Source organism: Carnobacterium divergens (genome assembly GCF_900258435.1).
In the GTDB taxonomy this organism is placed as follows: domain Bacteria; phylum Bacillota; class Bacilli; order Lactobacillales; family Carnobacteriaceae; genus Carnobacterium; species Carnobacterium divergens_A.
In genome coordinates this window covers 1596115-1620526 of the sequence record NZ_LT992558.1, presented here as the reverse complement: position 1 = coordinate 1620526, position 24412 = coordinate 1596115, and the positions used below count along the sequence as shown (strand labels likewise).

The 24412-nt window shown below is 37.2% G+C and carries 21 protein-coding genes; 5 read left to right on the top strand and 16 right to left on the bottom strand.

The genetic code is table 11. The annotated features are described in order from the left end of the window. Window positions 1-38 precede the first annotated feature (38 nt). The 4 genes from uraA to lspA form a co-directional block, all read right to left on the bottom strand. Entirely contained in the window at window positions 39-1340 is a 1302-nt protein-coding gene (uraA, locus tag CDIMF43_RS08180) for a uracil permease (protein ID WP_074402758.1), read from the bottom strand. 237 nt (window positions 1341-1577) lie between these two features. After that, window positions 1578-2129: a bifunctional pyr operon transcriptional regulator/uracil phosphoribosyltransferase PyrR gene (gene pyrR, locus CDIMF43_RS08175; protein WP_034569745.1), complete on the bottom strand. Its 552-nt coding sequence runs from the start codon at window positions 2127-2129 to the stop codon at window positions 1578-1580. A 186-nt stretch (window positions 2130-2315) separates the two neighbouring features. Then, a complete protein-coding gene (locus tag CDIMF43_RS08170; protein WP_074402759.1) occupies window positions 2316-3224 on the bottom strand; it encodes an RluA family pseudouridine synthase in 909 nt (302 codons plus the stop codon). A 21-nt stretch (window positions 3225-3245) separates the two neighbouring features. Then, complete coding sequence (lspA, locus tag CDIMF43_RS08165; RefSeq protein ID WP_074402760.1) at window positions 3246-3704, bottom strand: signal peptidase II; 459 nt, start codon at window positions 3702-3704, stop codon at window positions 3246-3248. A gap of 240 nt (window positions 3705-3944) precedes the next feature. On the opposite strand from lspA, the gene CDIMF43_RS08160 reads away from it, so the two are divergent. From CDIMF43_RS08160 to allB, 3 genes are all read left to right on the top strand, one after another. Beyond that, window positions 3945-4763 (top strand): LssY C-terminal domain-containing protein, encoded by an 819-nt coding sequence (locus CDIMF43_RS08160; RefSeq protein ID WP_227001164.1) that lies wholly within the window; start codon window positions 3945-3947, stop codon window positions 4761-4763. A gap of 199 nt (window positions 4764-4962) precedes the next feature. Next, the gene (locus CDIMF43_RS08155) at window positions 4963-6429 is read left to right on the top strand and encodes an allantoin transporter (protein ID WP_109841717.1); all 1467 of its coding nucleotides are present in this window, start codon (window positions 4963-4965) and stop codon (window positions 6427-6429) included. Then, a complete protein-coding gene (gene allB, locus CDIMF43_RS08150) occupies window positions 6426-7778 on the top strand; it encodes an allantoinase AllB (protein WP_109841716.1) in 1353 nt (450 codons plus the stop codon). The genes CDIMF43_RS08155 and allB overlap by 4 nt, the downstream gene beginning before the upstream one ends. Before the next feature lie 75 nt (window positions 7779-7853). Here the strand turns inward: allB and CDIMF43_RS08145 are convergent, their stop codons facing one another. After that, the gene (locus CDIMF43_RS08145; protein ID WP_074402764.1) at window positions 7854-9065 is read right to left on the bottom strand and encodes a pyridoxal-phosphate-dependent aminotransferase family protein; all 1212 of its coding nucleotides are present in this window, start codon (window positions 9063-9065) and stop codon (window positions 7854-7856) included. A gap of 191 nt (window positions 9066-9256) precedes the next feature. On the opposite strand from CDIMF43_RS08145, the gene CDIMF43_RS08140 reads away from it, so the two are divergent. Beyond that, complete coding sequence (locus CDIMF43_RS08140; RefSeq protein ID WP_074402765.1) at window positions 9257-10882, top strand: PucR family transcriptional regulator; 1626 nt, start codon at window positions 9257-9259, stop codon at window positions 10880-10882. Between the two features lie 50 nt (window positions 10883-10932). On the opposite strand, the gene arcC is transcribed toward CDIMF43_RS08140, so the two are convergent. The 9 genes from arcC to allC form a co-directional block, all read right to left on the bottom strand. Next, window positions 10933-11877 (bottom strand): carbamate kinase, encoded by a 945-nt coding sequence (arcC, locus tag CDIMF43_RS08135; RefSeq protein ID WP_074402766.1) that lies wholly within the window; start codon window positions 11875-11877, stop codon window positions 10933-10935. Beyond that, entirely contained in the window at window positions 11877-12752 is an 876-nt protein-coding gene (locus CDIMF43_RS08130; protein WP_074402767.1) for an oxamate carbamoyltransferase subunit AllH family protein, read from the bottom strand. Before CDIMF43_RS08130 ends, arcC begins: the two co-directional genes overlap by 1 nt. An 18-nt stretch (window positions 12753-12770) precedes the next feature. Beyond that, window positions 12771-14033 carry a YlbE family protein gene (locus tag CDIMF43_RS08125; protein ID WP_074403102.1) on the bottom strand — a complete coding sequence of 421 codons (1263 nt, stop codon included), beginning with the start codon at window positions 14031-14033 and terminating at the stop codon, window positions 12771-12773. 58 nt (window positions 14034-14091) lie between these two features. Next, window positions 14092-15846 (bottom strand): acyl-CoA synthetase FdrA, encoded by a 1755-nt coding sequence (gene fdrA, locus CDIMF43_RS08120; RefSeq protein ID WP_109841715.1) that lies wholly within the window; start codon window positions 15844-15846, stop codon window positions 14092-14094. A gap of 40 nt (window positions 15847-15886) precedes the next feature. Next, on the bottom strand, window positions 15887-16936 hold the full coding sequence (gene allD, locus CDIMF43_RS08115) for an ureidoglycolate dehydrogenase (RefSeq protein ID WP_109841714.1): 1050 nt from the start codon (window positions 16934-16936) through the stop codon (window positions 15887-15889). A gap of 21 nt (window positions 16937-16957) precedes the next feature. Next, entirely contained in the window at window positions 16958-18034 is a 1077-nt protein-coding gene (allD, locus tag CDIMF43_RS08110; protein WP_109841713.1) for an ureidoglycolate dehydrogenase, read from the bottom strand. 22 nt (window positions 18035-18056) lie between these two features. Continuing rightward, complete coding sequence (gene allE / locus CDIMF43_RS08105; RefSeq protein WP_109841712.1) at window positions 18057-18842, bottom strand: (S)-ureidoglycine aminohydrolase; 786 nt, start codon at window positions 18840-18842, stop codon at window positions 18057-18059. 67 nt (window positions 18843-18909) lie between these two features. Further along, the gene (locus tag CDIMF43_RS08100) at window positions 18910-20163 is read right to left on the bottom strand and encodes an MFS transporter (protein ID WP_074402772.1); all 1254 of its coding nucleotides are present in this window, start codon (window positions 20161-20163) and stop codon (window positions 18910-18912) included. 14 nt (window positions 20164-20177) lie between these two features. Next, a complete protein-coding gene (gene allC / locus CDIMF43_RS08095) occupies window positions 20178-21407 on the bottom strand; it encodes an allantoate deiminase (RefSeq protein ID WP_109842358.1) in 1230 nt (409 codons plus the stop codon). Window positions 21408-21625: 218 nt separating this feature from the next. Between allC and CDIMF43_RS08090 the strand changes: the two genes are divergently transcribed. Beyond that, window positions 21626-22495, top strand: coding sequence for an alpha/beta hydrolase (locus tag CDIMF43_RS08090; RefSeq protein WP_109841711.1), 870 nt, complete (start codon window positions 21626-21628; stop codon window positions 22493-22495). Between the two features lie 18 nt (window positions 22496-22513). On the opposite strand, the gene CDIMF43_RS08085 is transcribed toward CDIMF43_RS08090, so the two are convergent. Beyond that, on the bottom strand, window positions 22514-23446 hold the full coding sequence (locus tag CDIMF43_RS08085) for a D-ribose ABC transporter substrate-binding protein (protein WP_074402774.1): 933 nt from the start codon (window positions 23444-23446) through the stop codon (window positions 22514-22516). A 14-nt stretch (window positions 23447-23460) separates the two neighbouring features. After that, window positions 23461-24411, bottom strand: a complete 951-nt coding sequence (locus tag CDIMF43_RS08080) for an ABC transporter permease subunit (RefSeq protein WP_109841710.1) — start codon at window positions 24409-24411, stop codon at window positions 23461-23463. Between the last annotated feature and the right edge of the window lies 1 nt (window position 24412).

The window sequence follows — 24412 nt, the reverse complement described above, 5'->3', positions numbered from 1 at the left end:
TCCCCTCCATTAAATGTTTTGCTTGCTGTTAGACTGTATTAATTGGTTTCACTTTTTGCTTGATGTGGCAATACTAAGTTTAAAATAATTCCTACGACTGTTGCTAAACTCATACCAGAAAGGGTTAGCGAACCAAATTCTAGGAACGCACCGCCAATTCCAATGACTAAGATAACTGAAGCGATAATCAAGTTGCGTTTTTTATCAAAATCAATTTTGTTGTCAATCAAGATTCTTAAGCCGCTTGAAGCGATGACTCCGAATAATAGGAAGCTGATGCCGCCAATAACTGGCCCCGGTATACTTAAGATAACGGCGCTAACCTTGCCGATAAATCCAAAGAGGATGGCTAAAGTTGCAGCTCCTCCGATAACGAAGACACTGTGCACTCTTGTTAATGCTAAGACACCAATGTTTTCTCCATAACTCGTTGCAGGTGGTCCACCAAGTAGTGAAGCTAGAATTGTTGCAGAACCGTCAGCAAAGATCGTTCTTGATAATCCTGGTTTCTTAAAAAAGTTGCGTGTGGTGATTTTATTTAATACCATCAGATGACCGATATGTTCACTCATTGTGACAAAGGCGATTGGCGCCATCGTAGCTAGAGCAGCTAGTGAAAAGGCTGGTTTATATGAAACAAATGGGATTTGGAAATTTGGAACTTGGAACCATGCGGCTGCTTCGACTCCTGATAAGTCGACAATTCCAACCATTAACGAGATGACGTAGCCTGAAACAATACCGATTAAAATCGGAATTAAACTTAGAAATCCTTTTAAATACATGTTGCAAATAATGGTAATCGCTAGTGTTGCAAGTGCGACTAAAATGTAAGTCACACTATAATTTTCAGGAGCAGCTGTGGCTCCAATATACATGGCTTGGTTTGCCGCTGTACCTGAAAGACTTAATCCGATTACCATCACAACAGGGCCTACAACGATTGGTGGTAGAACTTTGTCTAACCAATCCGATCCGATCATTTTGATGACTAAAGCAACAATCCAGTAAACGAGTCCAGCATAAAGGGCTCCTTGGAAGGCTGCAGGATAGCCCCCTCCATTTTTAATTACCATAAGCATAGGTGTAATAAAAGCAAAGCTACTTCCCAAATAGGCAGGAATTTTTCCTTTTGTGATTCCGATATAAAGTAACGTTCCTAATCCTGATGTTACTAAAGCAATTCCTGGATTTAAGCCAACTAAGATGGGCACTAATACGGTTGCTCCGAACATGGTAAACAAGTGTTGCAAACTTAACCCAAACCATTGAATCCCCGGTGGTTTTTCATGAATATCTAAGACAACATCTGGATTTCTTTTAACTTCTTTAACTGACATTTTTAATTGCTCCTCGTTTTTAAAAGTCAACATTAAGTGACTTCAATGCATTTTTTGTAAAGAAAAAGAACCTGAAAGTCTATGTGAGACTTCCAGGTTCTTTAAATCATTGAATTTGCTAAAGTTTCCCTGTTTTCATCTAAAACGAGAGATTCCAAAACATTCAATTCATTATGGTGACCTTCTGTGCCTCTCTGGACTCAGTTAAAGTTTCACGATTCTTTTTTATTCGATTTGTTAGTTAATTTTTTTAATGGATACTTTATCTAATCCATCGATTTCTTCGACTTCGACTTTAATTTGTTCGTCTAATGAGGTTGGAATATTTTTCCCAACAAAATCAGCTCGAATCGGTAATTCTCTGTGTCCTCTGTCTACAAGGACTGCTAATGAGATTTTTTGTGGTCTTGCGATATCCATCAGTGCGTCTAAAGCGGCGCGTATCGTACGACCAGTAAACAAAACATCGTCAACTAGAATGACTTGCTTGCCTTCAATTGAAACCGGAATGTGTGAGCCATTTAGCTCTGGATCTCGTCCATCGCTTGTGTGAACATCGTCTCTATATAATGAGATGTCTAGTTCTCCGACTGGAATTTCCACGCCTTCCAGTTGTTTTAATCGACTTGCAATGCGTTTAGCCACATAAATCCCTCTTGTTTTGATTCCGACTAAAACCAAATCTTCTATTCCTTTGTTCCGTTCGATGATTTCATAGGTGATACGAGTTAAGGCCCGTTTCATCGCTGCTTCATCTACTACTTCAACTTCCTTTTGAATCACGTTCATCGCCTCCTTAATTTTTCCCAAAAAAAAACCTCTTACCTAGTTAGAGTAAGAGGGCACAATGTTATCTTTGAGGTGTAAAACTATTCCTAGTTTTACTTATGCTCCTTCTTAGCCTCACAGGACTATTGTTAAAGGAAAGTATTAAATTTTTAACTGAATTAAGAATACCTAATTTTAAAGGAGATGTCAATTGTTATTTCTTAATTCTTCTAAAGTATTTTCAAATATTGTTGGTAGCGGTGCTTCAAAGGTTAAAAATTCACCTGTTGTAGGGTGTTTAAAGCCTAATGTTTTCGCATGTAAAAACTGCCCGTTCCCTTTTAAGGTTTTCTTTGGCCCATAAGTTGGATCTCCTGCAATAGGGTACCCAATATAACGCATATGAACACGAATTTGATGGGTTCTTCCTGTTTCCAATTTCAATGTGACTAAAGTAAAATCACTAAATTGTTCAATAACTGTAAAATGGGTCACAGCTGGTCTGCCATCGTCAATTATTGCCTGCTTTTTACGATCTTCCTTTGCTCTGCCAATGGGTGCATCAATGGTTCCTTTTTCATGTGGAATTTCGCCATGAACCAACGCTACGTATTCTCTCAGAGAAGTTTTATCTTTTAATTGTGCAGCTAATTTTTCATGAGCTTGATCGTTTTTAGCAACCATTAACAAGCCAGAGGTATCCTTGTCAATACGGTGGACAATCCCTGGACGAATCACACCATTGATTCCAGACAAGTCTTTTACGTGATACATCAAGGCGTTTACTAAGGTTCCTGTCATGTGGCCTGCTGATGGGTGAACCACCATTCCTTGAGGTTTGTTCACAACCATCACATCTTCGTCTTCATAGACAATATCAAGAGGAATATCTTCTGCAATAATCTCTAAAGGAACCGCATCTGGCTCTGTTGCTTGAATAAGGTCCCCTGATTTGACTTTATAATTCTGTTTTACCGCTTCATCATTTACATAAACGGCTCCCTCTTTTACCCATTGTTGGATTTGTGAACGACTATGAGTGGGAAGTAATTCTGCTAAAACTTTATCGATTCTACCTTTTTCTTCGTTAATTGTAAATGTATAAATTTGTGTCATGTGCTTCTTTTCCTCATTCCATTAAGCTAATTTTTTATTTTTCTCATCTAATAAAACATAGACGATAATCAAGGCTACTCCAATACTAAGCGACATATCCGCTACATTAAAAATCGGAAAATCAATTAGTTCAATACGAACCATGTCCACTACGTATCCTAATCGAATGCGGTCAATAAAGTTTCCTAAAGCGCCTGCTAATATCAAGGCTAATCCCATTGAAAATAAGCGACTTTCTTTAGCGTACTTTTGCATGATATAGAGAACACCAATGATCACGACGGTTGTAATCACGTAAAAAAACCACATTTGTCCTTCTAAAATACTCCATGCAGCTCCTGTATTTTGAATGTACATCCAAGATAAAACACCGGGTAAAAAAGCTTTTACTTGGTATAATTCAATGTTTTGTACGACCAAATATTTTGTCACTTGATCTACTATCAGGACCACAAGGGCTAATAGATAATAATAAATCATTTTTTAACCTCACTTTATAAGCGCTCATTTAAAACGTTAATTTGTTTCTATCCTCCTTATTCTACCTTATTAATTGCCTTAGGGATAGTTTTTTATCAGGAAGAGATTAAAATTCTTAGTTTCTTTGTGGCCTTTTTAAGTTTCAGTCAAAATGCGTGATGGGCTATTGCTTTTAAATGCTTCGTAGAATGAGGTATACTAAATGATAACAAGACGACAATTCCATAGGAGGTTTTCAAATTGAAATGGTCTGAAAATAGTCTAAATAGTTGCCTTAGAGCAATTAAATTTATGCTTGTATGTGTGCTGGCTTTTTTGATTTATCAAAATTTATTTGCAACTATCTTTACGAAAAAAATCCATTTTTTTATTTACATTGTCTTTTGGGTGTTTACCGCCTATTTCTTCTTACCTTGGTTAAATCGATTGTTAACCAAATTTTATGTCCCAGATTATTTTATTGGCCGGACTAAAACAAATGATGGTCTATTAGGTGATCCCATTAATTTAGCTTTCGACGGATCTAAAGAAGCTCTTATAAACGCTTTTAAAGAATGTGGTTGGCATATTGCGGATCCTCTTTCCTTAAATAGCTCGTGGAAAATCACCTATTCAAGTGTCTTTGGAAAATCGTACCCCACTGCACCTGTTAGTTCTTTGTTTTTATTTTCAAGGAAGCAAGATCTTGCATTTGAAATGGAAATTGATGGAAATCCTCGTAAAAGACATCATATTCGTATTTGGCAAACACCTGATGGTTGGCATTTACCAGGTGGTAGAAGAACAGATTGGTTAGCTGCTGCTACGTATGACAAGCACGTTGGTTTGTCTTTGTTTACAGGTCAAATTACCCATAAAATTGATGCAGATGTCGATCATGAAAGAGATTTTGTGATTGCTGAATTGCAGAAAGGCTCTTTTGTTCAAAAGGTAGATATCGTTCCTCACTTTACAAGTAGTTATCATGCTCGTAATGGTGGTGGCGATCGAATTCATACCGATGGCGCATTGCCTTTTGTTACCGTTGCCTCTAAACAAGTTGACTCCTCTAGTGTGTGATTAGCGTATAACTTTGCCCCTATTCAGTTAGGGGCTTTTTTTATGGATACGTCACTAACCTTTTATACCTACCTCTTCTTTTTATAAAAACTATTCATTCTAACTAAAGTGTTTTTTTTCTTTTGTTCGCTTCATCTAAAGAATTCAGCGATTTAGCATGCTATATTTAGGATGATAACGCTTACTTAGGAGGGATGCTATGTCAATTGAACAAGATAAACAGTTGCAACGTTTTAAAGATCGAGGCTATCAAGCAGATTTACTACCTAAAACGAAAAAACAACAAACATGGGGAACCTTTAATTATTTTACATTATGGATGGGATCCGTACATAATGTCCCAAATTATGTTGCAGTCGGCGGCTTTTTCTTTTTAGGAATTGCTCCTCAATATATTCTATTGGCCATTTTCTTTAGCTCAATTATGATTGCAGGAATAATGATTTTAAATGGGAAAGCGGGTTCTCGTTATGGCATTCCATTTGCTATGTCGCTTCGTGCTTCTTATGGAGAAAAAGGAGCTCTACTACCAGGAATTTTAAGAGGATGTATCGCAGCAATTATGTGGTATGGATTGCAAACTTACACAGGTTCTCTTGCTTTATTGATTTTAATTGGAAAAATTTGGCCTGCTTCTCTTCACATCGGTGGTAATTTTCAGTTTCTAGGCATTTCCTTACCAGGGTTGATTGCTTTTATTATTTTTTGGGTCTTAAATTTACTAATCGGTTTAGGTGGGGGTTCCATTTTAACTAAATTTACGGCTCTGCTTAATCCATTGATTTATATTTTGTTTGGTGGGATGACGATTTGGGCATTGTCAATTGGTGGTGGATTACGGGCTATTTTAATGTATCTTCCACAACAAATTTCAAACGAACATTCTTCTTTGATTGTTTTCTTTATGATTGTCAATGCGAATTTGGCCGTTTGGGCAGCACCTGGGGTAAGTGCATCGGATTTTACTCAACATGCTAAAAATTTTAAAAGTCAAGCGCTGGGGCAATTTACTGGCTTAGTTCTTTCTTATAGTCTATTTGCCTTTTCAAGTGTGACAATTTTAGCGGGTGCAAGCATTCATTATGGTGTGGATACGTGGAATATTTTAGATATCGTTACAAAATGGGATCATCTAGCTGCAACTGCATTTGCGACACTTGTCTTGCTATTGACGACGATTTCAACAAATGCAACTGGTAATATTATTCCAGCAGGTTACCAATTAGCGGCAACTTTTCCCAAAAAAATTTCGTATAAGCAAGGTGTTTTAATTGCAAGTGTACTCAGCTTTCTAATTTGTCCATGGAAATTAATGGAAAATCAAGTAAGTATTTATACTTTTTTAGAAATTATCGGTGGAATTTTAGGACCTGTTTTAGGTGTGATGTTGGCTCATTACTTCGTAGCAATGAAACAGACACTGTCTCTTGATAAATTATATCTTGCAAAAGGAAAAACAGGCTATTACAAAAATGGCGTGAATTGGTTCGCTTTAGCCGTAACCTTAGTTGCTACACTGTTATCATTTATTGGAAAATTAATACCAAGCTTAGCTGTTCTATCTGGTTTTTCATGGATGATTGGCAGCTTCTCTGCCTTTATTCTTTATTGTTTAGCATTTTTATTATTTAAATCATCATCTACTCTAAAGGAGGAAACAAAATGAATTATGACTTATTAATCAAAAATGGAACGGTTATTTTAGAAGACCAAGCAATTGTAACAACTATTGCCGTTAAAGATGGTAAAATTGCTGCCATCGGAGCCGATTTGTCGCAAGCAAGAGAAACGATTGATGCACGAACGTTAATTGTCTCTCCTGGCATGGTCGACGCGCATGTTCATATTTCAGAACCAGGTAGAACTCACTGGGAAGGTTATCGAACAGGAACTAAAGCTGCTGCAAAAGGAGGCGTGACTACCTTTATTGAAATGCCCTTAAATCAATTGCCGGCAACAACTAGTCGTGATACCTTGCAGTTAAAGTTTGATGCAGCAAAAGGCAAACTCTCAATGGATGTTGCGTTATTTGGAGGTCTTGTCCCTTATAATTTAGACGACTTGGAGGATTTAAATGAAGAAGGCGTTGTTGCTTTTAAATGTTTTCTAGCAACTTGCGGCTTTCCTGATGAACCAACAGATTTTCAAAATGTCGACGATTATTCCTTCTTTGCAGGAATGAAAAAAATTGCAAAAATGGATAGTTTATTGGCTATTCATGCAGAAAATGCCTTAATCTGTGATGAGTTGGGGAAAGTTTTACAAGAACAGGGACAAACTTCAACAGATGATTATGTAGCTTCAAGACCTCCTTTTACTGAAGTTGAAGCTGTTCGTAGAGCAATTTATTTAGCCAAAATTGCTGATTGTCAAATTCATATTTGTCATCTAAGTACCCCTGAAGCCATTTCCAAAGTTACAAAAGCCAAACAAGCGGGACAACGTGTCACTTGTGAATCTTGCACTCACTATTTTGCTCTTAATCAAGCACAATTTGCTGAAATTGGAATGAGTGCTAAATGCGCCCCTCCATTAAGAGATCAAACCAATCAAGAATTGCTTTGGGAAAAGCTTTTTAATGGAGAAATTGATTTTGTTACTTCGGATCACTCCCCTTGTCCTCCTGAAATGAAAATAGGAAATGCCTTTACTGCTTGGGGCGGAATCTCTGGTCTACAAAACAATGTAGACATCCTTTTTGATGAAGCAGTACAAAAGCGAGGGATGTCTTTAACGCAATTTGCTGATTTAATTGCGACAGCTCCTGCAGCTTTGTATCAACTGAAAACAAAAGGCAGCATCGCCATTGGAAAAGACGCCGACTTTGCTTTTATTAAACCAAAAGCACCGTATACCTTAAAGGAATCAGACTTGGAATATAAGAATAAAATCAGTCCTTATATTGGACGAGAAATTGGTTGCCAAGTAGTACGTACCATTTTACGGGGTGAAACCATTTATGACAAACAAACAAAAGAATTTAAAGAAGCGACTGGTCATTTTCTATTAAAATAAGAGTTAAAAAGAAATACTTTTTATAAAGTGTTTCTTTTTTTCAAAAAAAAAAGCCTTAAAAAGGCTCTTCTTTTATTACGATTGGTGATAAACTTCTAATGCTTTTGCAACTGCTTTTCCGACCTCAATCTTGCCCCCGTGTAAAAGAATTGCTGCTTCAAGGGCTCCTAGCGTTTGAAGTACATTAGCTTTTTGACTGCTGTAACCCATATTGCCAATCCGCCAAATTTTTCCTTTTAATGAACCAAACGAACTGGCAATTTCAACACCAAAATCTGTTAGTAACGTTTCCCTAACTGCTTCCCCATCGACTCCAAAAGGAATTTCCACACAAGTCACAGTGACCATCTTCGTTTTCGGGTTGCCAAATAAAGTAAGCCCCATTGCAACCAAGCCCTCCATCATCGCTCTTTCATTTAATTGATGTCGTGCATAACGTTGAGTAAGACCTTCTTGTTGTACAATTCGCAAGCCTTCATGAATCCCATAAATCATAGAAGTCATTTCTGTATGATGGTTGATTCGTTCTGCTCCCCAATACCGTTGAATTTGGCTTAAATCCAAATAATTACTTTGAATAAAATGATCATTTCTAAATTGGTCTGACAACCCCAGTTCCATTTGATAACGCTTAGTTAAACATGCTTCCACTCGTTTATTATAGGTAATAGGAGCCATTCCTGATGGAACACTTAAACATTTTTGCGTACCCCCGATGGCAACATCGATACACCATTCGTCTACCTTAACAGGCGCTCCTGCAAAGGTGGCAACTGCGTCTACTAAAAACAGACAGCCCTGTTTTCGACAAAAGTGACCTATTTCCTTTAATTCTTGAATTTGACCTGTTGACGTTTCCCCATGAACCATCGCCACAATCTTAGGCTTAAATGTTTTAATGGCTTCAATAACTTCAATGGGTTCAAAGGTTTCTCCCCATTCCTTTTCAATCAGTTGAATCTCAGCCCCAGCGCGTTCCGCCAATTCTACAAATAAATAGCCAAAACGACCATATGCTGGAATCAATACGCGGTCTCCTTTTTCAATTAAGCCAAACATCGCTGCTTCCAAACCAGATCTTGAAGTGCCATCTACAACAAAGGCTTGTTTATTTTTAGTTTCAAAAGGATATTTTAATAATGTGGATACTTCCCCCATAATTTCAAAAAAAGCAGGGTCGTATTGCCCTAAAATTGGTGTTGCAAGCGCTCTTAAAACTCTTGGCTCTGCTTCAACAGGACCTGGTGTCATAATGGTCCTTTTTGGTACTGTAATTTCATTCATCATTGTTCTACCTCCCGATTTTAGACAAGATTAACTACTTTCTATTATAAAACAACCTACTTTGTGATTCTTTATTCAAAGTATACAATCAATCGTGTTCATTATATTCAAAACAACTAAATAACGATTGACATTTTAATTTACTATCGCTAGAATGAAATTACGGATTCATTTACGATTGGAGGACTACTTTTATGACGACTCTTGGAGAAATTTTGACGATTCCACGTTTTTCAACCATTCATACATTAAATAAACAAGCCGATTTATCCAAAGTAGTGGATACCATTGAAATTTCAGAAACGCCGGATGTGGCGCTTTTTTTACCTAAAAATTCTTTTTTACTTACAACCGCAATGGTCTTTGAAAATGACCCTGTTGGTCTATGTGAGATGATTCAAAGCCTACACGATCTTCCTGCTGCTGGAATTGGAATTAAATTAGGTCGTTTTCTAGATGATATTGATCCAATGGTCTTAGCCTTTGCAGACAACCTTCAATTTCCAATTCTTCAAATTCCAAGTACGGTTACGTTGGGAACGATTTCCCATCAACTGCTGTCTTACATTTGGGATCAACAAACAGAAAAGCTGAATTATGCCTTAGATATTCAAAAGAAATTTGCAAATATGATGATTAAAGATGCCACGCTGTCTTCTTTAATTCGACATTTAGGCTCCATTTTAAAGCGTCCGGTTTTATTGGTAGACTCTTTTATGGAAGTTGTTGCAGAATCAAGACATTTAAAACAACAGCCTCATATTTTGGCGGCTCATTTTGAGAAAATGATTCCAAAGCTTAAAGAAGCTCAAAAATTAGGAAAAGAATACTCATTTATTTTAGAGAGCGATGCCGAACAACAACTGTTAGTCTCAGTCTTTCCTGTTCAAACGGGTTCTTATTTTCCTTATTTGCTAGTGATTTTTAAGGCCGACCAAATCCCTTATCCTTTTTCTCAGTTTGCAATCGAACAAGCCAATATCGTACTATCTTACACGTTATATAAAAACCAAAAATTATTAGAAGGCAACCTTCTATTGCGGGAAGACTTTTTTCAGCAACTTCTTGAAGCCACTTCTGAGGAGAAACGCTTAAATGTATTAGACTATGGAAATGATTACGGTCTTAAGGACTCGAATGCCTACCAAGTCGTACTAGCTACGCTTCAACTAACGCTTGAAAACCAGACGCCACTAAAAAATCAGTCCTATTTAGCTTATGAATGGTTAGAAAAACAACTTTCAAACCTCATTCCTAATGCACTTTTATTTCCTATTAAAAATTCTAATTATTATGGAATTCTCTTACAAGACTCCACGAATCTACTAACAAAGCAACTAGAAGAAATTCACTATCACTTAAAAAAACTCTTGCCTCTAGAGCTTCATTTCTTTATTGGCAATACTGTCTCTGATCTAAACGCACTCCATTTTTCTTACAACGAAGCATTAGAAATTTTTCAACAACAGGACGGGGCACGACCACATTCTTCCATATTGAACTATTATCAATTAAAAGGAATCAATAAGTTGTTAGACTATGTTCCCAAAAATGAAATTGACCATTTTTGTACTATTTACTTGAAGACTCTGGCTTTCCCTAAGGAAGACACCTTGATTGAACTACGAAAAACCTTAAAGATTTATTTAGAATGTCAATGTGAAATTACGGAAACCTCAAAACGTTTATTTATTCATCGAAATACTGTTAAATATCGCATTGCTAAATGTGAAGATTTGTTTCAAATGCCGATTAATGATCCTGACTTTTCCTTAAAGGTGCGTCTTGCTCTCGTCTTATCTGAACCTAAAAATGAGTAGTTCTAGAAAAATGTTAAAACCTCCATTAAAGATGATGGAGGTTTTAACGTTTATTTAATTGGTAAAATTCGAGTTCCCGCATTTCCTGCTAATGCTGCAACTGCCTCATCTAAGGAACAAATAATGGCTTCTTTTCCACTAGCAGCAAATGCAATCGCTGCTTCCATCTTAGGTCCCATACTGCCATCTGCAAAATGCCCTTCGCTCATATACGTTTCCGCATCTGCTAACGTTACTTCTTCTAATTTCAATTGATTTGGCTTTCCATAATGTAAATAAACATTTGGAACATCGGTTAAAATCATAAATACATCTGCATTGGTTTGTTGAGACAAGGTCAATGCAGAACGATCTTTATCTATCACTGCCTCGACACCTTCCAGTAAATGATCTTGATTGCGAATTACTGGAATTCCACCGCCACCTGCACAAATAACAATTTGATTCTGCTCAACAAGTGTTTTGATGGCCTCAACCCCATGAATAGTCATTGGTTTAGGTGAAGGAACTAAACGACGATACCCTCGACCCGCATCTTCTCCCATAACCCAATTTTTTTCTGCGATTAATCGCTTGCTTTCTTCTTTTGTAAAAAAGACTCCAATCGGTTTCGTTGGATCATTAAATGCCGGATCTTTAGGATCCACTTCTGTTTCAGTAACCAGCGTTACAACCCCAGCCGTTTCACCACTTGATTGCAATGCATTCTTCAATGTTTGCTCCATCATATATCCGATAAACCCCTGGGATTCAGCACTACATACATCAATTGGTAGCGCAGGAACAACTTCTTTTGCTTCTTCATTTTGGCGCAAAATATTCCCAACTTGTGGACCATTTCCATGAGTCACGATTACCTTATGTCCTGCTTTTTTAACTTTTGCAATTAAATCTGAACTAATCTGTACATTTTTTAACTGATTTTCATAAGTTGCTTCTTGATTCGGACGTAAAATAGCATTTCCTCCAAGAGCGATGACTACGCGTTTCCCCACTATTTTTCCTCCTCAGATACTTGTTTTTCTTTAATAAATAAACCAAGGATCATTCCTGTAAGTGTATCCAAACCAGAGGTATGTCCTGTTTTAGATAACGCCGTTAGGAAATGTCCCATTTCAGATGTTGTTGTTTTGTTTTTTGTCAATTCTTTTAGCAAGCCATTTATTGAGGTGCTAAATTGATGAGATAACGCCACCTTTAAATAGGCGTTGCTAATATCCGTCGTTAGGTTTTCATTCATGATTAGTTTCATTAGCATCCTTCTAACCTTAGTGGATAAGATTGGGTATGCGGTATCAACACTTAATAATCCCACTAACAAATCATCTCCAGATGGCGTTTCCCCTTTACCACGACCTATAAAATAACGTAAACCTGATTCTATTTCCTTTTCTTCATTTGTTTGTAGCTGCTTAAACGCATGGATAAAAGTTTGATTGTAGCCTGTTAATTCTTTAGTGTCAGGAAGAGGACATTCAAAACCATTAAACGCTGTCAATAATGTTGCTTTACCCATCAACTCAGTGAACCGCTTGGAACTAAAGAAGGGCTGTACTGTACCTGTCGAGCAAAAATCAATGGCAAAATCTAAGGAAATTCTAATGGTCTGATCTTCACTAAACCATTCATTCTGCTGAAATGTAAAAGCTTGGTTTAAACGTAGTTTAGGGATCAAATTTTGAAGTTGAAACTGGCTCAAATGAACTGCAAAGGGCAATTCTCCATTTTTATCCGTTCCAATAAAAAGGAGATCCGTCCCATTTGATAGATTAACACCATTTTTAAACAGACTATGAACATACCAAACGGAGGGTTCATGTAAGAACGTTCCTAGATAACTTGATTTTTTTTGTGGGTAAACTACATTCATCTAAAGAACCTCGCTTTTTTAAATTTCCATCCCAAGTTTTTTAGCATAGGCAACTATTGCTTTTTCAAAACATTCAACGGGTGGATGAACGGTACCCGCTCCAATCTGACCTGCTCCAGCTTTAATATTTGCAATGCCTGTATTAATTACAGGAGTAATCCCTGTTTCAACAACTTTTCTAGCATCGATTCCGAGACAAATCCCTTGGAAATCCCAAGTTGGTACTGGGAAATTAGGGTTTTGGTCAATCACAATTTCCAACATTTCATTACTGATGGCCAATGCGTCGTTAAAACCACCTGTTCCGACAAAACGAGTTACTGCTGGAGCAGCAATCATTGCCATTCCTCCTACTCCAAATGTTTCAGTAATCGCACTATCTCCCATATCAGGGCTGGCATCTTCTCCTGAAAAACCAGTGAAGTAGAGACCTTGCGGGGTATTAACAGGTCCTGTAAACCATTCATCTCCCATACCACTAATTCGGATACCAAAATTTTCACCATTTCGGCACATCGCTGTTACAATCGTACCTTCTTGAATCATTCGGGCACCATCCATAATTGCTTTACTAGCAGCCATCATGATATTTAAGAAAAATTGATCCGTATCTGCTAAAAACTTGATGACTTCTTGACGTTCTTTTTCATCAATCTCTAAACCGACAATAATCGGCGCCATTTCTTTAAGGAAGGCAAGGGATGCAGCAATATTACGTTGATGGAATTCATCTCCCATTGCAATCGCTTTAGCGATTAAAACATTTAAATTCATTCCGTTGTCAATAGTGCGAATGGCTTTGCCTAAAATCGGACCTAACACATCGCGCATCCAACGTAAACGAGTAATTACTTCATCTGAATACGCGCCAAAACGTAAAACAGCTCCGATGCCTTCATTCATCGTACAATATGCAACATTATGATCCGTTTTATTTTCGACTACAAAAACGGGCATATTTCCAGAAGTAATTCCCCCCATTGGTCCTACTGCGTCCACATGATGACACGGAATAAATTCAATCTGTCCGCTTTCTAATAGGGTGCGAGCTGCGTCTTCCGTTGTTGCCCATTCTTCAAATAAAACAGCTCCAATACAAGAACCCTTCATTGGATCTGGCATATTTCCCCATTTAATTGGTGGCCCTGCGTGTAACAATACTTTCCCATTTAATACAGGAATCACTTCTTTTGCTGGTACCACATCTAATAAAAAGGGAGAAGATGCCACTACTTTAGCAGCAACTGCTTTATTTGCTTCGTCAATTGTTTGATAAGTCATCATATCCTTTACCTCCTAAATAATTTAACCTAGATTCATTTTTGATTGTTTCTTTTTCTTATGCATGGTAATGATTTAAGAAGTATAATACTTTTTGTAATTTAAGATCGCCACCAGCAACTGGTTTCCAATTAAATTGAAGTGCTTGCCCACCTTTTTCACGAATTGCATCTGAAAAGCTCTTTAAACCCAAGTTGATAACATATGGTTTTTCAGATAACATGTCTAACACTCTTTCAGATGGCGTATATTCTTCACTTGTTGTTTCTTTTTCTATTGTTTTTATTTCTTTATGACTATCATTAATTTTTAAGCCTAAGATGCCAAGTGCCGTACGAACAGCTTGATTGTTGCTATCACATACCAAAACGCCAGCTTCTTCTAAGAGTTGTTTTTGATGGAAGAAATTTTGTGGATCACTTGTAGTACCCACAACAGTACCAATTACAATTAATTCTCTACCTTTTGCTTTCGCCTTTGCAATTGTTTCTTTGATGGTCGGTGCTAAGGCTGTCGCCATATCGTCATGAGCACCATAGCCTAAAACAACATCTAGCAAAATAATCGCAGTTGTTTCATCATCGGCTGCTTGCTGAATCATTTCAATTCGTTTTTCTGGATCAATCATTGGATGGGGTTTCCCTTGAGTGTACATATCATCTCCTAAATCAATGACTTCATTTCCATCCGTTTTTAATACAAAACCATCTTTTTTAATTAAGCCATTTTCTAATTTCATTGCATCTGCAATCAACATTGCGGTTTCACTAGCCAATGTTCCACCTGAATAATACCCTTTAATGTGTTTTTGACTATCCTGTAAGTGAACCGTTGGAATTTCAATTTCTTCAGACATCACTTCGATTGGTTGATGATTTAAGAGGTCCACAGCAATTCTTGCGGTCTCTTCTAATGTATAAGCATGATATAAATTTTCTTCATGATACGTTGGTTTTTCACCTAAGAAAATCGTTACAACAGGCTTTGTCACATTACGAAGGGCTGCTAAAACTTTATCACGAACAGCTTTTGCAGGCGGTTTTGAAATAACTACGATTACTTCAGTATTAGCATCTTTTTCTAAAGCTGCAATGCTATCTAACATCGTGATGCCGCCAATTTTTTCTGATAAATCGCGTCCACCTGTTCCGATTGCATTTGTAACACCTGCACCTAATTTATCAATTAAAGTAGATACTTCTTGTATACCTGTTCCTGAAGCACCAACAATCCCGATTTTTCCTGGTCGAACAATATTTGTAAATGCCATTGGTACACCATTGATAATTCCTGTACCACAATCTGGCCCCATAACAAGTAGGCCTTTTTCATGGGCTTTTTGTTTTAAATGCAATTCATCTTCAATCGATACATTATCACTGAAAATAAAAACGTTTAGTCCTTCATCAAGAGCGGTTTCTGCTTCAAGAGCAGCATAGGTTCCAGGAATAGAAAGCATTGCGATAGTTGCATCCTTACCAATTTTCATGGCTTTATCCCATGTATGAATCGTTTCTTCTGCAGCCTCATTGCTTGAAGTTGCTTGAGAAAGTAGGAAGGCATCGATTTCCTCTAAAACAGTAGGAACAATTTCTTCACTTTCAATGTCTAATACAATTGCCATATCGTTAGCCGATGCTGCTTCTAATTCTGGGGTTCTAAGACCGCTGCCACCAAAAATATCTTTATTCGCTGGTGTTGCCATCATTATGGACACACGGTTGATTCCGTCCATCGTATTGATTTTGTTCGTTAATAGCATTAATACAACTGAATCTTGATAAGCATTTTCTTTAATTATTGTGTGTAACATATCCTATTTCCTCGCAATCTTATCATTTTAATTGAGTGAGTTACTCAGCAAATTTATTTTTATGGTCGTATTTATTCTCATGGATTGTGTTACTGATTAAATAAGTGTAAATGTCATCTACTAATTCAATTCCCAACTCTTCATAGCGCGCTTCTCTTAAACGACCACGTTCTCCTGGGAAATTCACCTCAGTAAAGCCATTAGCAGGAGGGATTTCTTTTAATTCATCTAACATCTGTGAGATATTTTGCTTAAATTCTGTTAAATCAGTAAAAAATGCTGGATTGAACACTATATGCAGTTGTCCTAATTCACGCCCTTTGGATAAGTCATGATACATTGATGAAACATGTTTGCCAAAAGGTAAACCCAATAAAACACCTGATAAAATATCTACCATCATCATTAAGCCAGATCCTTTTGGTCCAGCAATTGGAAGCAAAGCATTGACTTTGGTTGGATCTGTGGTTGGTTCGCCAGTTTCATCTACTGCCCACGTATTGGGTATCGGTTCTTTTTTAGATCGAGCATGTAACACTTTTCCCCATGCTTGAACCGTTGTCGCCATATCAAAAGTAATCATCCGTTCATCTGCTGATGGTGCTGCAAATGCAATTGGATTAGTCCCGTAGTAGGCTTCACTACCACCAAAAGGAACCACCATTGGATCTGACTGACAGACTGACAAAGCAACTAAATCTTCTTGAGCCGCCATTTCAACAAAGTAAGCCAAGGCCCCACTATGAGACATATTACGAATACCAACTGCACCTATGCCAGTTTCTTTTGCCATCTTCATTGCTTCACTCATTGCTTTAGTAGCAGCTACATGACCTGAGCCGTTGTCTGCTTCAAAAATCCCACAACTCGGAGCTATTTTTTTGAATTCAAAATGAGGTTGATTGGTAATCCCACCTTTTGCAATGCGTTCCGCATAATATTCCACCCGAACTGCTCCATGAGAATGAATGCCTCTAGCATCTGCAAAGGTTAAAACATCACTAACAATTTCAGCCTGTTCTTTACTTAAACCCGCTCGTTGAATTTTAGTTTGAATCAATTGATGTAGTTCTTTTTTTGATAGTTTCAAAGAAACCCTCCTTTAGTCCTTTTATTGGACTTTTTCACCAAAAGCACTTGCTTTGTTGTATTGATCAAAATGAATCGTATCACTTTGTAAATAATCATAAATCGATTTAACGATTGGAATGCCTTCTTTTTCATATTTAGCTTCAATAATTTCTGACAATTCACCTGGATAAAGCACTTGATCAAAACCATTAGCTGGTTTTGATTCGTGAAGTTCTTCCACCATTTGATTAATGTCTTTTTTAAATTGCTCTAAGTCAGTGAAAAAGCTTGGATTGATTACAATATGGAGTTGACCTAAGTTTCTACCCGCGGTAATATCGGTATACATCGACGAAACATGTTTCCCAAATGGCAAACCTAATAATGTACCCGATAAAATATCCACCATCATCATCAAGCCATAGCCTTTTGGTCCAGCAATTGGCAATAGCGCTTTCACTTCATGTGGATTTGTTGTCGCATTTCCTTCACCGTCCACTGCCCACGTATCTGGAATATCAACATTTCTTGAACGAGCATCTAAAATTTTACCCCACGCTTGAACGGTTGTCGCCATATCAAATACGACTGGTGAATGACCAAAGCGCGGCGTTGCAAATGCAATCGGATTTGTTCCAAAATACGGCTCTGCCCCGCCAAAAGGAACCACCATCGGATCGGATTGACAAACAGATAGGGCAATCATGTCTTGTTCAGCAGCTTGTTTAACAAAATAAGCTAAGGCCCCACTATGTCCCATTTGATGGACACCGACAACTCCGATACCTGTTTCTTTTGCAAGAGTAATCGCTTCTTTTAAAGCCTCATTTGCTGCAAAATGACCGACTCCATTATCTGCTTCAAAAACACCGACACTTGGTCCGGTTTGATTAAATTTAAATTTAGGCGCTAAATTCGTCCCACCTTTTGCAATGCGTTCTGCATAATAATCGACACGAACTGCGCCATGAGAATGGATTCCTCTTGAATCAGCGAAAGCTAGTGTATCTGCTACAGTATCCGCATGAATACTGGATAAGCCTGCTTTTTCTAATTTTTTTTGAATCAACTGGTGAAGTTCCTCTTTTGTTATTTTTACCATTTCTAATTCTGTCATGTCAAAAATCCGCCTTCTTTAATTAAATTTGTGCATCACGATTGCAATCTTTTGAGTATAAATAACTAAAGCTTTCGTCACGTCCTACTGCATATGTTGCTTGTGGCACGTATGCGCCCATAAATAAATAATCGCCTTTTTGAATTGGAATCCATTCATTATCCAGTACATAAACACCTGAACCTGATAACATATATGCGCCATGTTCTTGAACATGCGTTTCAATATAACCATGACTTGCTCCTGGTTTAAATGAAAGAATATGGAAATTCATATCAAAACCTAACTCTTTTGGCAATAAATCCGTTAATAAAACATCTGACATTCCTTCATAATGTTCTGCTGCCATTTCATTTGTATTGCCACTCACCACATGGGCTGTATGACCAGCAATCGCTTCGTAACGCTTTTTATATAAAAATAATTCACTATTTGCTCCATTTACGTTTTCTAAATACATTTTTTTACCCGCTGGTAGATAAACATAACCACCAGTTGTATGAATGTATTCGGTTTCACCATCGCTTATTTTAACTTTTCCATCTAACACGTAAACAAAGGTTTCAACACCTTCTTCTCCAAATCCTAGTTCATTTCTACCATTTGGCAACATTGTTACAATATAGTCTACAAAGGTTGCGCCTAATTTTGGTGTTGAAAGAATAGATAACTCACAGTCTTCAAAACCAGGAACTGTATTTTTTACTAGTCCGTCTGGTGGAATCAATGCAAAATTTCCTCTTCTAATAATTGAACGTGATGCTAATAATTCATCACTATAACCAATCCGATTATTTTTATAACCCACTTTAAAAACCTCACTTTGTTATTTTTTGATTAGGAAATGGACGACTATTTTTAGTCATCCATTCCAGTTAAGCATTTTCTTTATTACGCATCATTAAATTAGCTACTAAGAATAAAACAGTTCCTACAACCATGATTAAGGCTGATAAATAAAATCCATTTACTTTAGATCCAGTAGCATCCGAAATCAATCCTGTTACCCAAGGAGCTAGTACAGATGAACTCATTCCGAAGAAGTTGAAGACGCCAAAAGTTGTTCCATAGCCTTTTTTAGGTGCTGTATCCGCAATATACGAAATAATAATGGGTTCTACAGCTAATTTTCCAAGTAATCCATACAAAATTAAGCCCACTAATAAAATCCCTGAAGTTGGTGCTAAAACAGTTAAAACAAGCATAACTGCAGCTAATAACTCCAACACAACAATAAAATGAATTTTTTTAGATTGAAACTTATCGGATAGGCGACTGAAAAATAGCGCTCCTGGAATTGCTGAAAAAGCCACTAATGCTGCTGAAAAACCAATTGCAACGCCTTGGAATCCGCGCTCTTGTTGTAAGAAAGATGGCAACCAGGTAACAACCATATAGTAACCATAACAAGTTGCAAAATATAAAATATAAGAAGCAATCATATTAGGTGCAAATAGACGTTTCATTGAAACTTTGTCTTCTGGTGCATGTTCAATTTTTGTTTTAGAACTTTTTTGAATTACCTCATCTGGTGTTGAACGAATGACTTTAACAAAGGCAATCATAATTAAAATAACAAGACCAGCCACTAAATACATCATAATTTGCCAAGGCAAATGCAATTGTTTTACTAGTAAACTTGATAAAATTAAACCAATACCCATTCCGATTGCTGAACCACTATTAATAATTGCGGTTGAAAGACCACGACGTTCTGCGGGGATACTTTCTGATGATAACGAGTATGCTGACCCATAGTAAGAGCCACAACCAATCCCAGCTAACAAACTACCTGCATAAACCATCGTAATCCCATTGGCATTTGCTATTAAAATAGCTGCTAAAGCAAATAACGTAAACCCTGGAATCAAGACCATTTTCTTACCAAATTTATCAACTAAAATCCCAGCTGGAATTTGCATTCCTGTATAGCCAAAGAAATAAAAACTTGAGATGGCTCCTAGTGAAGCATCACTAATTCCACCACCTAATGAAGCATTTAACTCTGGGAAAATTGGGGATAGTGCTGAACGATATACCCAAATAATGGCCCACCCTAAACACAACATGACAATGATTTGTTTCCAGTATTCCATTCCTTTTTGTTTGATTGCTTGACTATTCTCCATACCCTTCACTCCTTTTAATCTACGTAAGCTAGCTCATACAAAGCTAACGCCATTGTTTTAACACCTTCAACTAAATCTTCTAATTTCGTGTCTTCTGCTGGATTGTGACTAATGCCATCAATACTTGGTACAAAAATCATACCTGTTGGTATTTGAGGGGCAATAATTTGAGAATCATGACCCGCGCCACTGTGCATCATACGATAATTGATGCCTTCTTTTTCAGCTACCTTTTTAATAACCTCAATCATTTTTTTATCCATTGGAATCGGTGTTTCGTCCATCCATAAATCCACGGTTAACTCTAAACCTAATTCATCAGCAATTTGGTGCATATCTTCTTCAATCTCCGCTGTAAAGTCATTTAGAACGTTTTGATCTGTATGACGGCAATCCATTGTGAACAAAACTTCTCCAGGAACAACATTCACAGTATTGGGTTTTGGCTCTACTTTTCCAAAAGTCAGTACCAATGGTTCTCCAACTAATCGTGCTTTATCAATGGATTGGGAACAGATTTTACTAAATCCATAAATCGCGTCTTTTCGATACTTCATTGGAGTGGTTCCGGCATGATTTGCTTGACCTTTTAAAATCATTGTATAGCGCTTTTGACCGACGATGCTTGTCACCACGCCGACTGATTTATTTTCTAATTCTAATACATTTCCTTGTTCGATATGAATTTCCAAGAAGGCTTTAATATCTTTACGAAGCGTTTCTTCTTCATCTTTAAAATCAAAACCAGCGTTTCTCATAGCCTCAACAAATTTCACTCCATTAAAATCGGCTATTTCAGATACGTCTTCTTTTTTTGCAAGACCCATCAAATTTTTACTTCCCCAAAAAGCAAATGGAAAACGGCTTCCTTCTTCTTCTGCCATTGAAATCACTTCAAGCGAACGAAGAGGTGTTCCGTATTGTTCTTTTAAATACTTAACTGCCAAATAAGAAGAAATCACACCAAATTGTCCATCTAATTTCCCACCATTTACCACAGTGTCAATATGTGAGCCTGTTAAAATGGTTTCATTTGGATACTTGCTTCCTTCCAAACGACCGAAAAGATTGCCTATTGCATCAAAACTTGTGACCATTCCAATATCAGAAAGCTTTTGTTTTACACCATTTTGAGCTTCTAACCAGAAATCAGAATACAACAAGCGCGTGGTTCCTCCAGTTGGATCTGCTCCTATATTTGAAAGCCATTTAACATTTTCTGCCACTTCTTTTGTTAAATCCATCATCTATCATCTATCCTTTCTTTTATAAGCTTTCTTACTACACTTCTTATTGTAAGCGCTTATCAATTGAATTACATTGTATAAACACGCTAAATAGTCTTATGTCTTTTTGTTCATAACAAACAATTATCTTCTCTTTTTTAGATATTGTTGCTATATCATTCCTTTTCTCCCATCCTTTACAATAAAGATAGAATGATTCTTAAGGAGGAAAATAAATGGATTATCAAGAATTTACGTATAGTACCTTACAAGGACTTCCTTTAATGGCTACTTTCTACCCAGCAACACATTCTAAAGACAGTCAAACCATTCTTTACATTCATGGTGGTGGGCTTGTTTGGGGCAGTCGCAAGGATTTGCCTGCTGATTATATCGACCTTTTTCATAAAGCTGGATACAATTTTTTAACTTTTGACTATCCATTGGCACCTGAAACCACTTTACCTGAAATAGTAGCCTCCATCAAGCAAGGAATTCAATGGTTCCATAAGGTTGCAGCTTCAGAGTTAAAGCTTTCTTTTTCGGATTTTCATTTATTCGGTCGCTCAGCCGGCGCTTATCTAGCTTTTTTAGTTTGCAAAGATCAAACGCTCCCTCAGCCTAAAACGTTAATTAGTTTTTACGGGTATGAATCAATTAATGCTTCTTTTTACTCAAAACCAAGCCCGTACTATTTGCATTTCCCTACAGTTTCAGTGGAACTAAAAAATGCAATTATTGGAAATAAACCTCTTGCTTTTGGTGCAATTGAAGAGCGTTATGGAATTTATATGTACGCAAGACAGTCTGGTCGTTGGTTAGACATGGTTTTACCAGCAATTTTACAAGCAAAAAACTATTCTCTAACCGATACGGATCTTCTGTCATTGCCTCCGACCTTTTTAGCTCAAAGTACTACTGACGAGGATGTTCCTTATGAAATTGGAGAATCCTTAGCTAAAAAAATCCCAATAAATCAATTTGTATCTGTTGAAAATGAACCTCATGATTTTGATAAAAACCCTAAAAATTCAAAAGCATTAGCGGTTTATCATCAGTTGATTCAATGGTTAACCTCTCATGAAATAAAAAAGGATTCTAACTGAATAGAATCCTTTTGAATCTTATTTACTTTTTTCAATTAATTCAAGCGGTGAGTCTACTTTTGCTTGAACGTCTTTTAAATTAAAGAAATCATAGGCCGTTTGCAAGGCAAGACGCCCCATTTCAGTTGGCTTTTGAGCGACGGTCGCATCTAATTTTCCAGATTTAATGGCTTTTAAACCATCTTCTGTTCCATCAAAACCAATCACTTTAATCTCTTTTTTTCCTGCTGCTTCAATCGCCTCGATTGCTCCTAGCGCCATTTCATCATTTTGAGCAAAAATAGCCGTTACTTCAGGATTTGATTGGAGCATATTTTCCATAACCGTTAACCCTTTTGCTCGGTCAAAGTTAGCTGTTTGTTTGGCAACAACGGTTAAATGTTCTTTTGCATAATCTTCAAACCCTTTGCCTCGCTCTCTGGTCGCTGAAGCTCCTGGCACGCCCTGTAATTCTCCAACTAATGCTTTTTTGCCACTCACTCTTTCAAGATACTCCCCAGCCATCTTGCCGCCTTCGCTATTATTCGAAGCCACAAGACTTAACAACTTGCCTGATTCACTGCTTCGATCAATAGCAATGACAGGAATATTGGCTTGATTCGCAGATTCAACAGCTGGAGCAATTGCAAAAGAATCTACGGGATTAATCAAAAGGACATCTACATTTTGTTGAATCAAATCGGTAATATCGTTGCTTTGTTTAACTGAGTCATCTTGGGCATCGACTATTTTTACTGTCGTATCATGTTCCTTTGCCAAGTCACTAATCCCTTCTTTAACAGAAACGAAAAACGGATTATTCAAGGTTGATAAAGAAACCCCCACAACCAATTGATTTTCAGCTTTCTTTACAGGTTTAAGCTCCTTCACATTTTCGCCTTCTAAGGTTGCTATTTTACAACCTGACAAAACCAGCATACTGACAAGGAATAATGCGATTGTTTTTTTCATTTGTTATCCCTCCGTTATTTTTTCTTTCTATCCAATAAAACCGCGATGATAATCACAATACCTTTAACAATTTGTTGGTAAAAGCTAGAAACACCTAACAAATTCAGACCATTATTTAACGTTCCAATAATCAACGCACCGATCAATGTCCCAAAAATACGTCCCTTCCCGCCAGAAAGACTGGTTCCTCCTAATACGACTGCAGCAATAGCATCCATTTCATAGGCTTGTCCCGCAGTAGGCTGGGCTGAGTTTAAACGTGATGTGATGATAATTCCAGCAACTGAAGCCATCATTCCTGATAATGAATAAATCAATGTTTTAACTTTATCAATTTTAATTCCCGCAATATAAGAAGCTTTTTCATTCCCACCGATTGCATAGGTTTTACGACCGAATGTCATTTTGTGTAATAAGACATATAATAGAATAAAAGCAATTGCCATTAAAATAACAGGAACTGGGATATTAAATAAGTAACCACGTCCAATAAATTTGAAAATAAAGCTATCGCCAATTCCCGTAATTGGGTTTCCGTCGGTATAGACTAGTGTTGCCCCACGGTAAATCGTCATTGTTGCTAACGTTGCAATAAAAGGAGCCATTTTGCCTTTAGTAATTAACAAGCCATTGACTGCACCTAAAACGCCACCTATAACTACTCCAATAATCATCGCTAATATCGGATCTAAACCGCTGGCAATCATGCCAGCCACTAATGCTCCACTTAATGCTAATGTTGACCCAACAGATAAATCAATCCCTCCTGTCAAGATGACAAAGGTCATACCAAAAGCAATCAACGCATTTACCGATACTTGTCGTAATAAATTCAACAAGTTAATAGGTGCTATAAAATTCGGGTTTAAAATGGTGACAATGACCATTAAAACAAGTAGTGCAAGAACCGGACCTAGTTTTCCTAATAACTCTTTTAACTGATTTTTTTTCATTGTATTTTCCATT

What these genes read in the sequence shown, in the direction of transcription:
- uraA (WP_074402758.1), bottom strand. Translation starts at nt 1,340, where the DNA reads ATGTCAGTTAAAGAAGTTAAAAGAAATCCAGATGTTGTCTTAGATATT.
- pyrR (WP_034569745.1), bottom strand. Translation starts at nt 2,129, where the DNA reads ATGAACGTGATTCAAAAGGAAGTTGAAGTAGTAGATGAAGCAGCGATG.
- CDIMF43_RS08170 (WP_074402759.1), bottom strand. Translation starts at nt 3,224, where the DNA reads ATGACACAAATTTATACATTTACAATTAACGAAGAAAAAGGTAGAATC.
- lspA (WP_074402760.1), bottom strand. Translation starts at nt 3,704, where the DNA reads ATGATTTATTATTATCTATTAGCCCTTGTGGTCCTGATAGTAGATCAA.
- CDIMF43_RS08155 (WP_109841717.1), top strand. Translation starts at nt 4,963, where the DNA reads ATGTCAATTGAACAAGATAAACAGTTGCAACGTTTTAAAGATCGAGGC.
- allB (WP_109841716.1), top strand. Translation starts at nt 6,426, where the DNA reads ATGAATTATGACTTATTAATCAAAAATGGAACGGTTATTTTAGAAGAC.
- CDIMF43_RS08145 (WP_074402764.1), bottom strand. Translation starts at nt 9,065, where the DNA reads ATGATGAATGAAATTACAGTACCAAAAAGGACCATTATGACACCAGGT.
- CDIMF43_RS08140 (WP_074402765.1), top strand. Translation starts at nt 9,257, where the DNA reads ATGACGACTCTTGGAGAAATTTTGACGATTCCACGTTTTTCAACCATT.
- CDIMF43_RS08130 (WP_074402767.1), bottom strand. Translation starts at nt 12,752, where the DNA reads ATGAATGTAGTTTACCCACAAAAAAAATCAAGTTATCTAGGAACGTTC.
- CDIMF43_RS08125 (WP_074403102.1), bottom strand. Translation starts at nt 14,033, where the DNA reads ATGACTTATCAAACAATTGACGAAGCAAATAAAGCAGTTGCTGCTAAA.
- fdrA (WP_109841715.1), bottom strand. Translation starts at nt 15,846, where the DNA reads ATGTTACACACAATAATTAAAGAAAATGCTTATCAAGATTCAGTTGTA.
- allD (WP_109841713.1), bottom strand. Translation starts at nt 18,034, where the DNA reads ATGACAGAATTAGAAATGGTAAAAATAACAAAAGAGGAACTTCACCAG.
- CDIMF43_RS08100 (WP_074402772.1), bottom strand. Translation starts at nt 20,163, where the DNA reads ATGGAGAATAGTCAAGCAATCAAACAAAAAGGAATGGAATACTGGAAA.
- allC (WP_109842358.1), bottom strand. Translation starts at nt 21,407, where the DNA reads ATGGATTTAACAAAAGAAGTGGCAGAAAATGTTAAATGGCTTTCAAAT.
- CDIMF43_RS08090 (WP_109841711.1), top strand. Translation starts at nt 21,626, where the DNA reads ATGGATTATCAAGAATTTACGTATAGTACCTTACAAGGACTTCCTTTA.
- CDIMF43_RS08085 (WP_074402774.1), bottom strand. Translation starts at nt 23,446, where the DNA reads ATGAAAAAAACAATCGCATTATTCCTTGTCAGTATGCTGGTTTTGTCA.
- CDIMF43_RS08080 (WP_109841710.1), bottom strand. Translation starts at nt 24,411, where the DNA reads ATGGAAAATACAATGAAAAAAAATCAGTTAAAAGAGTTATTAGGAAAA.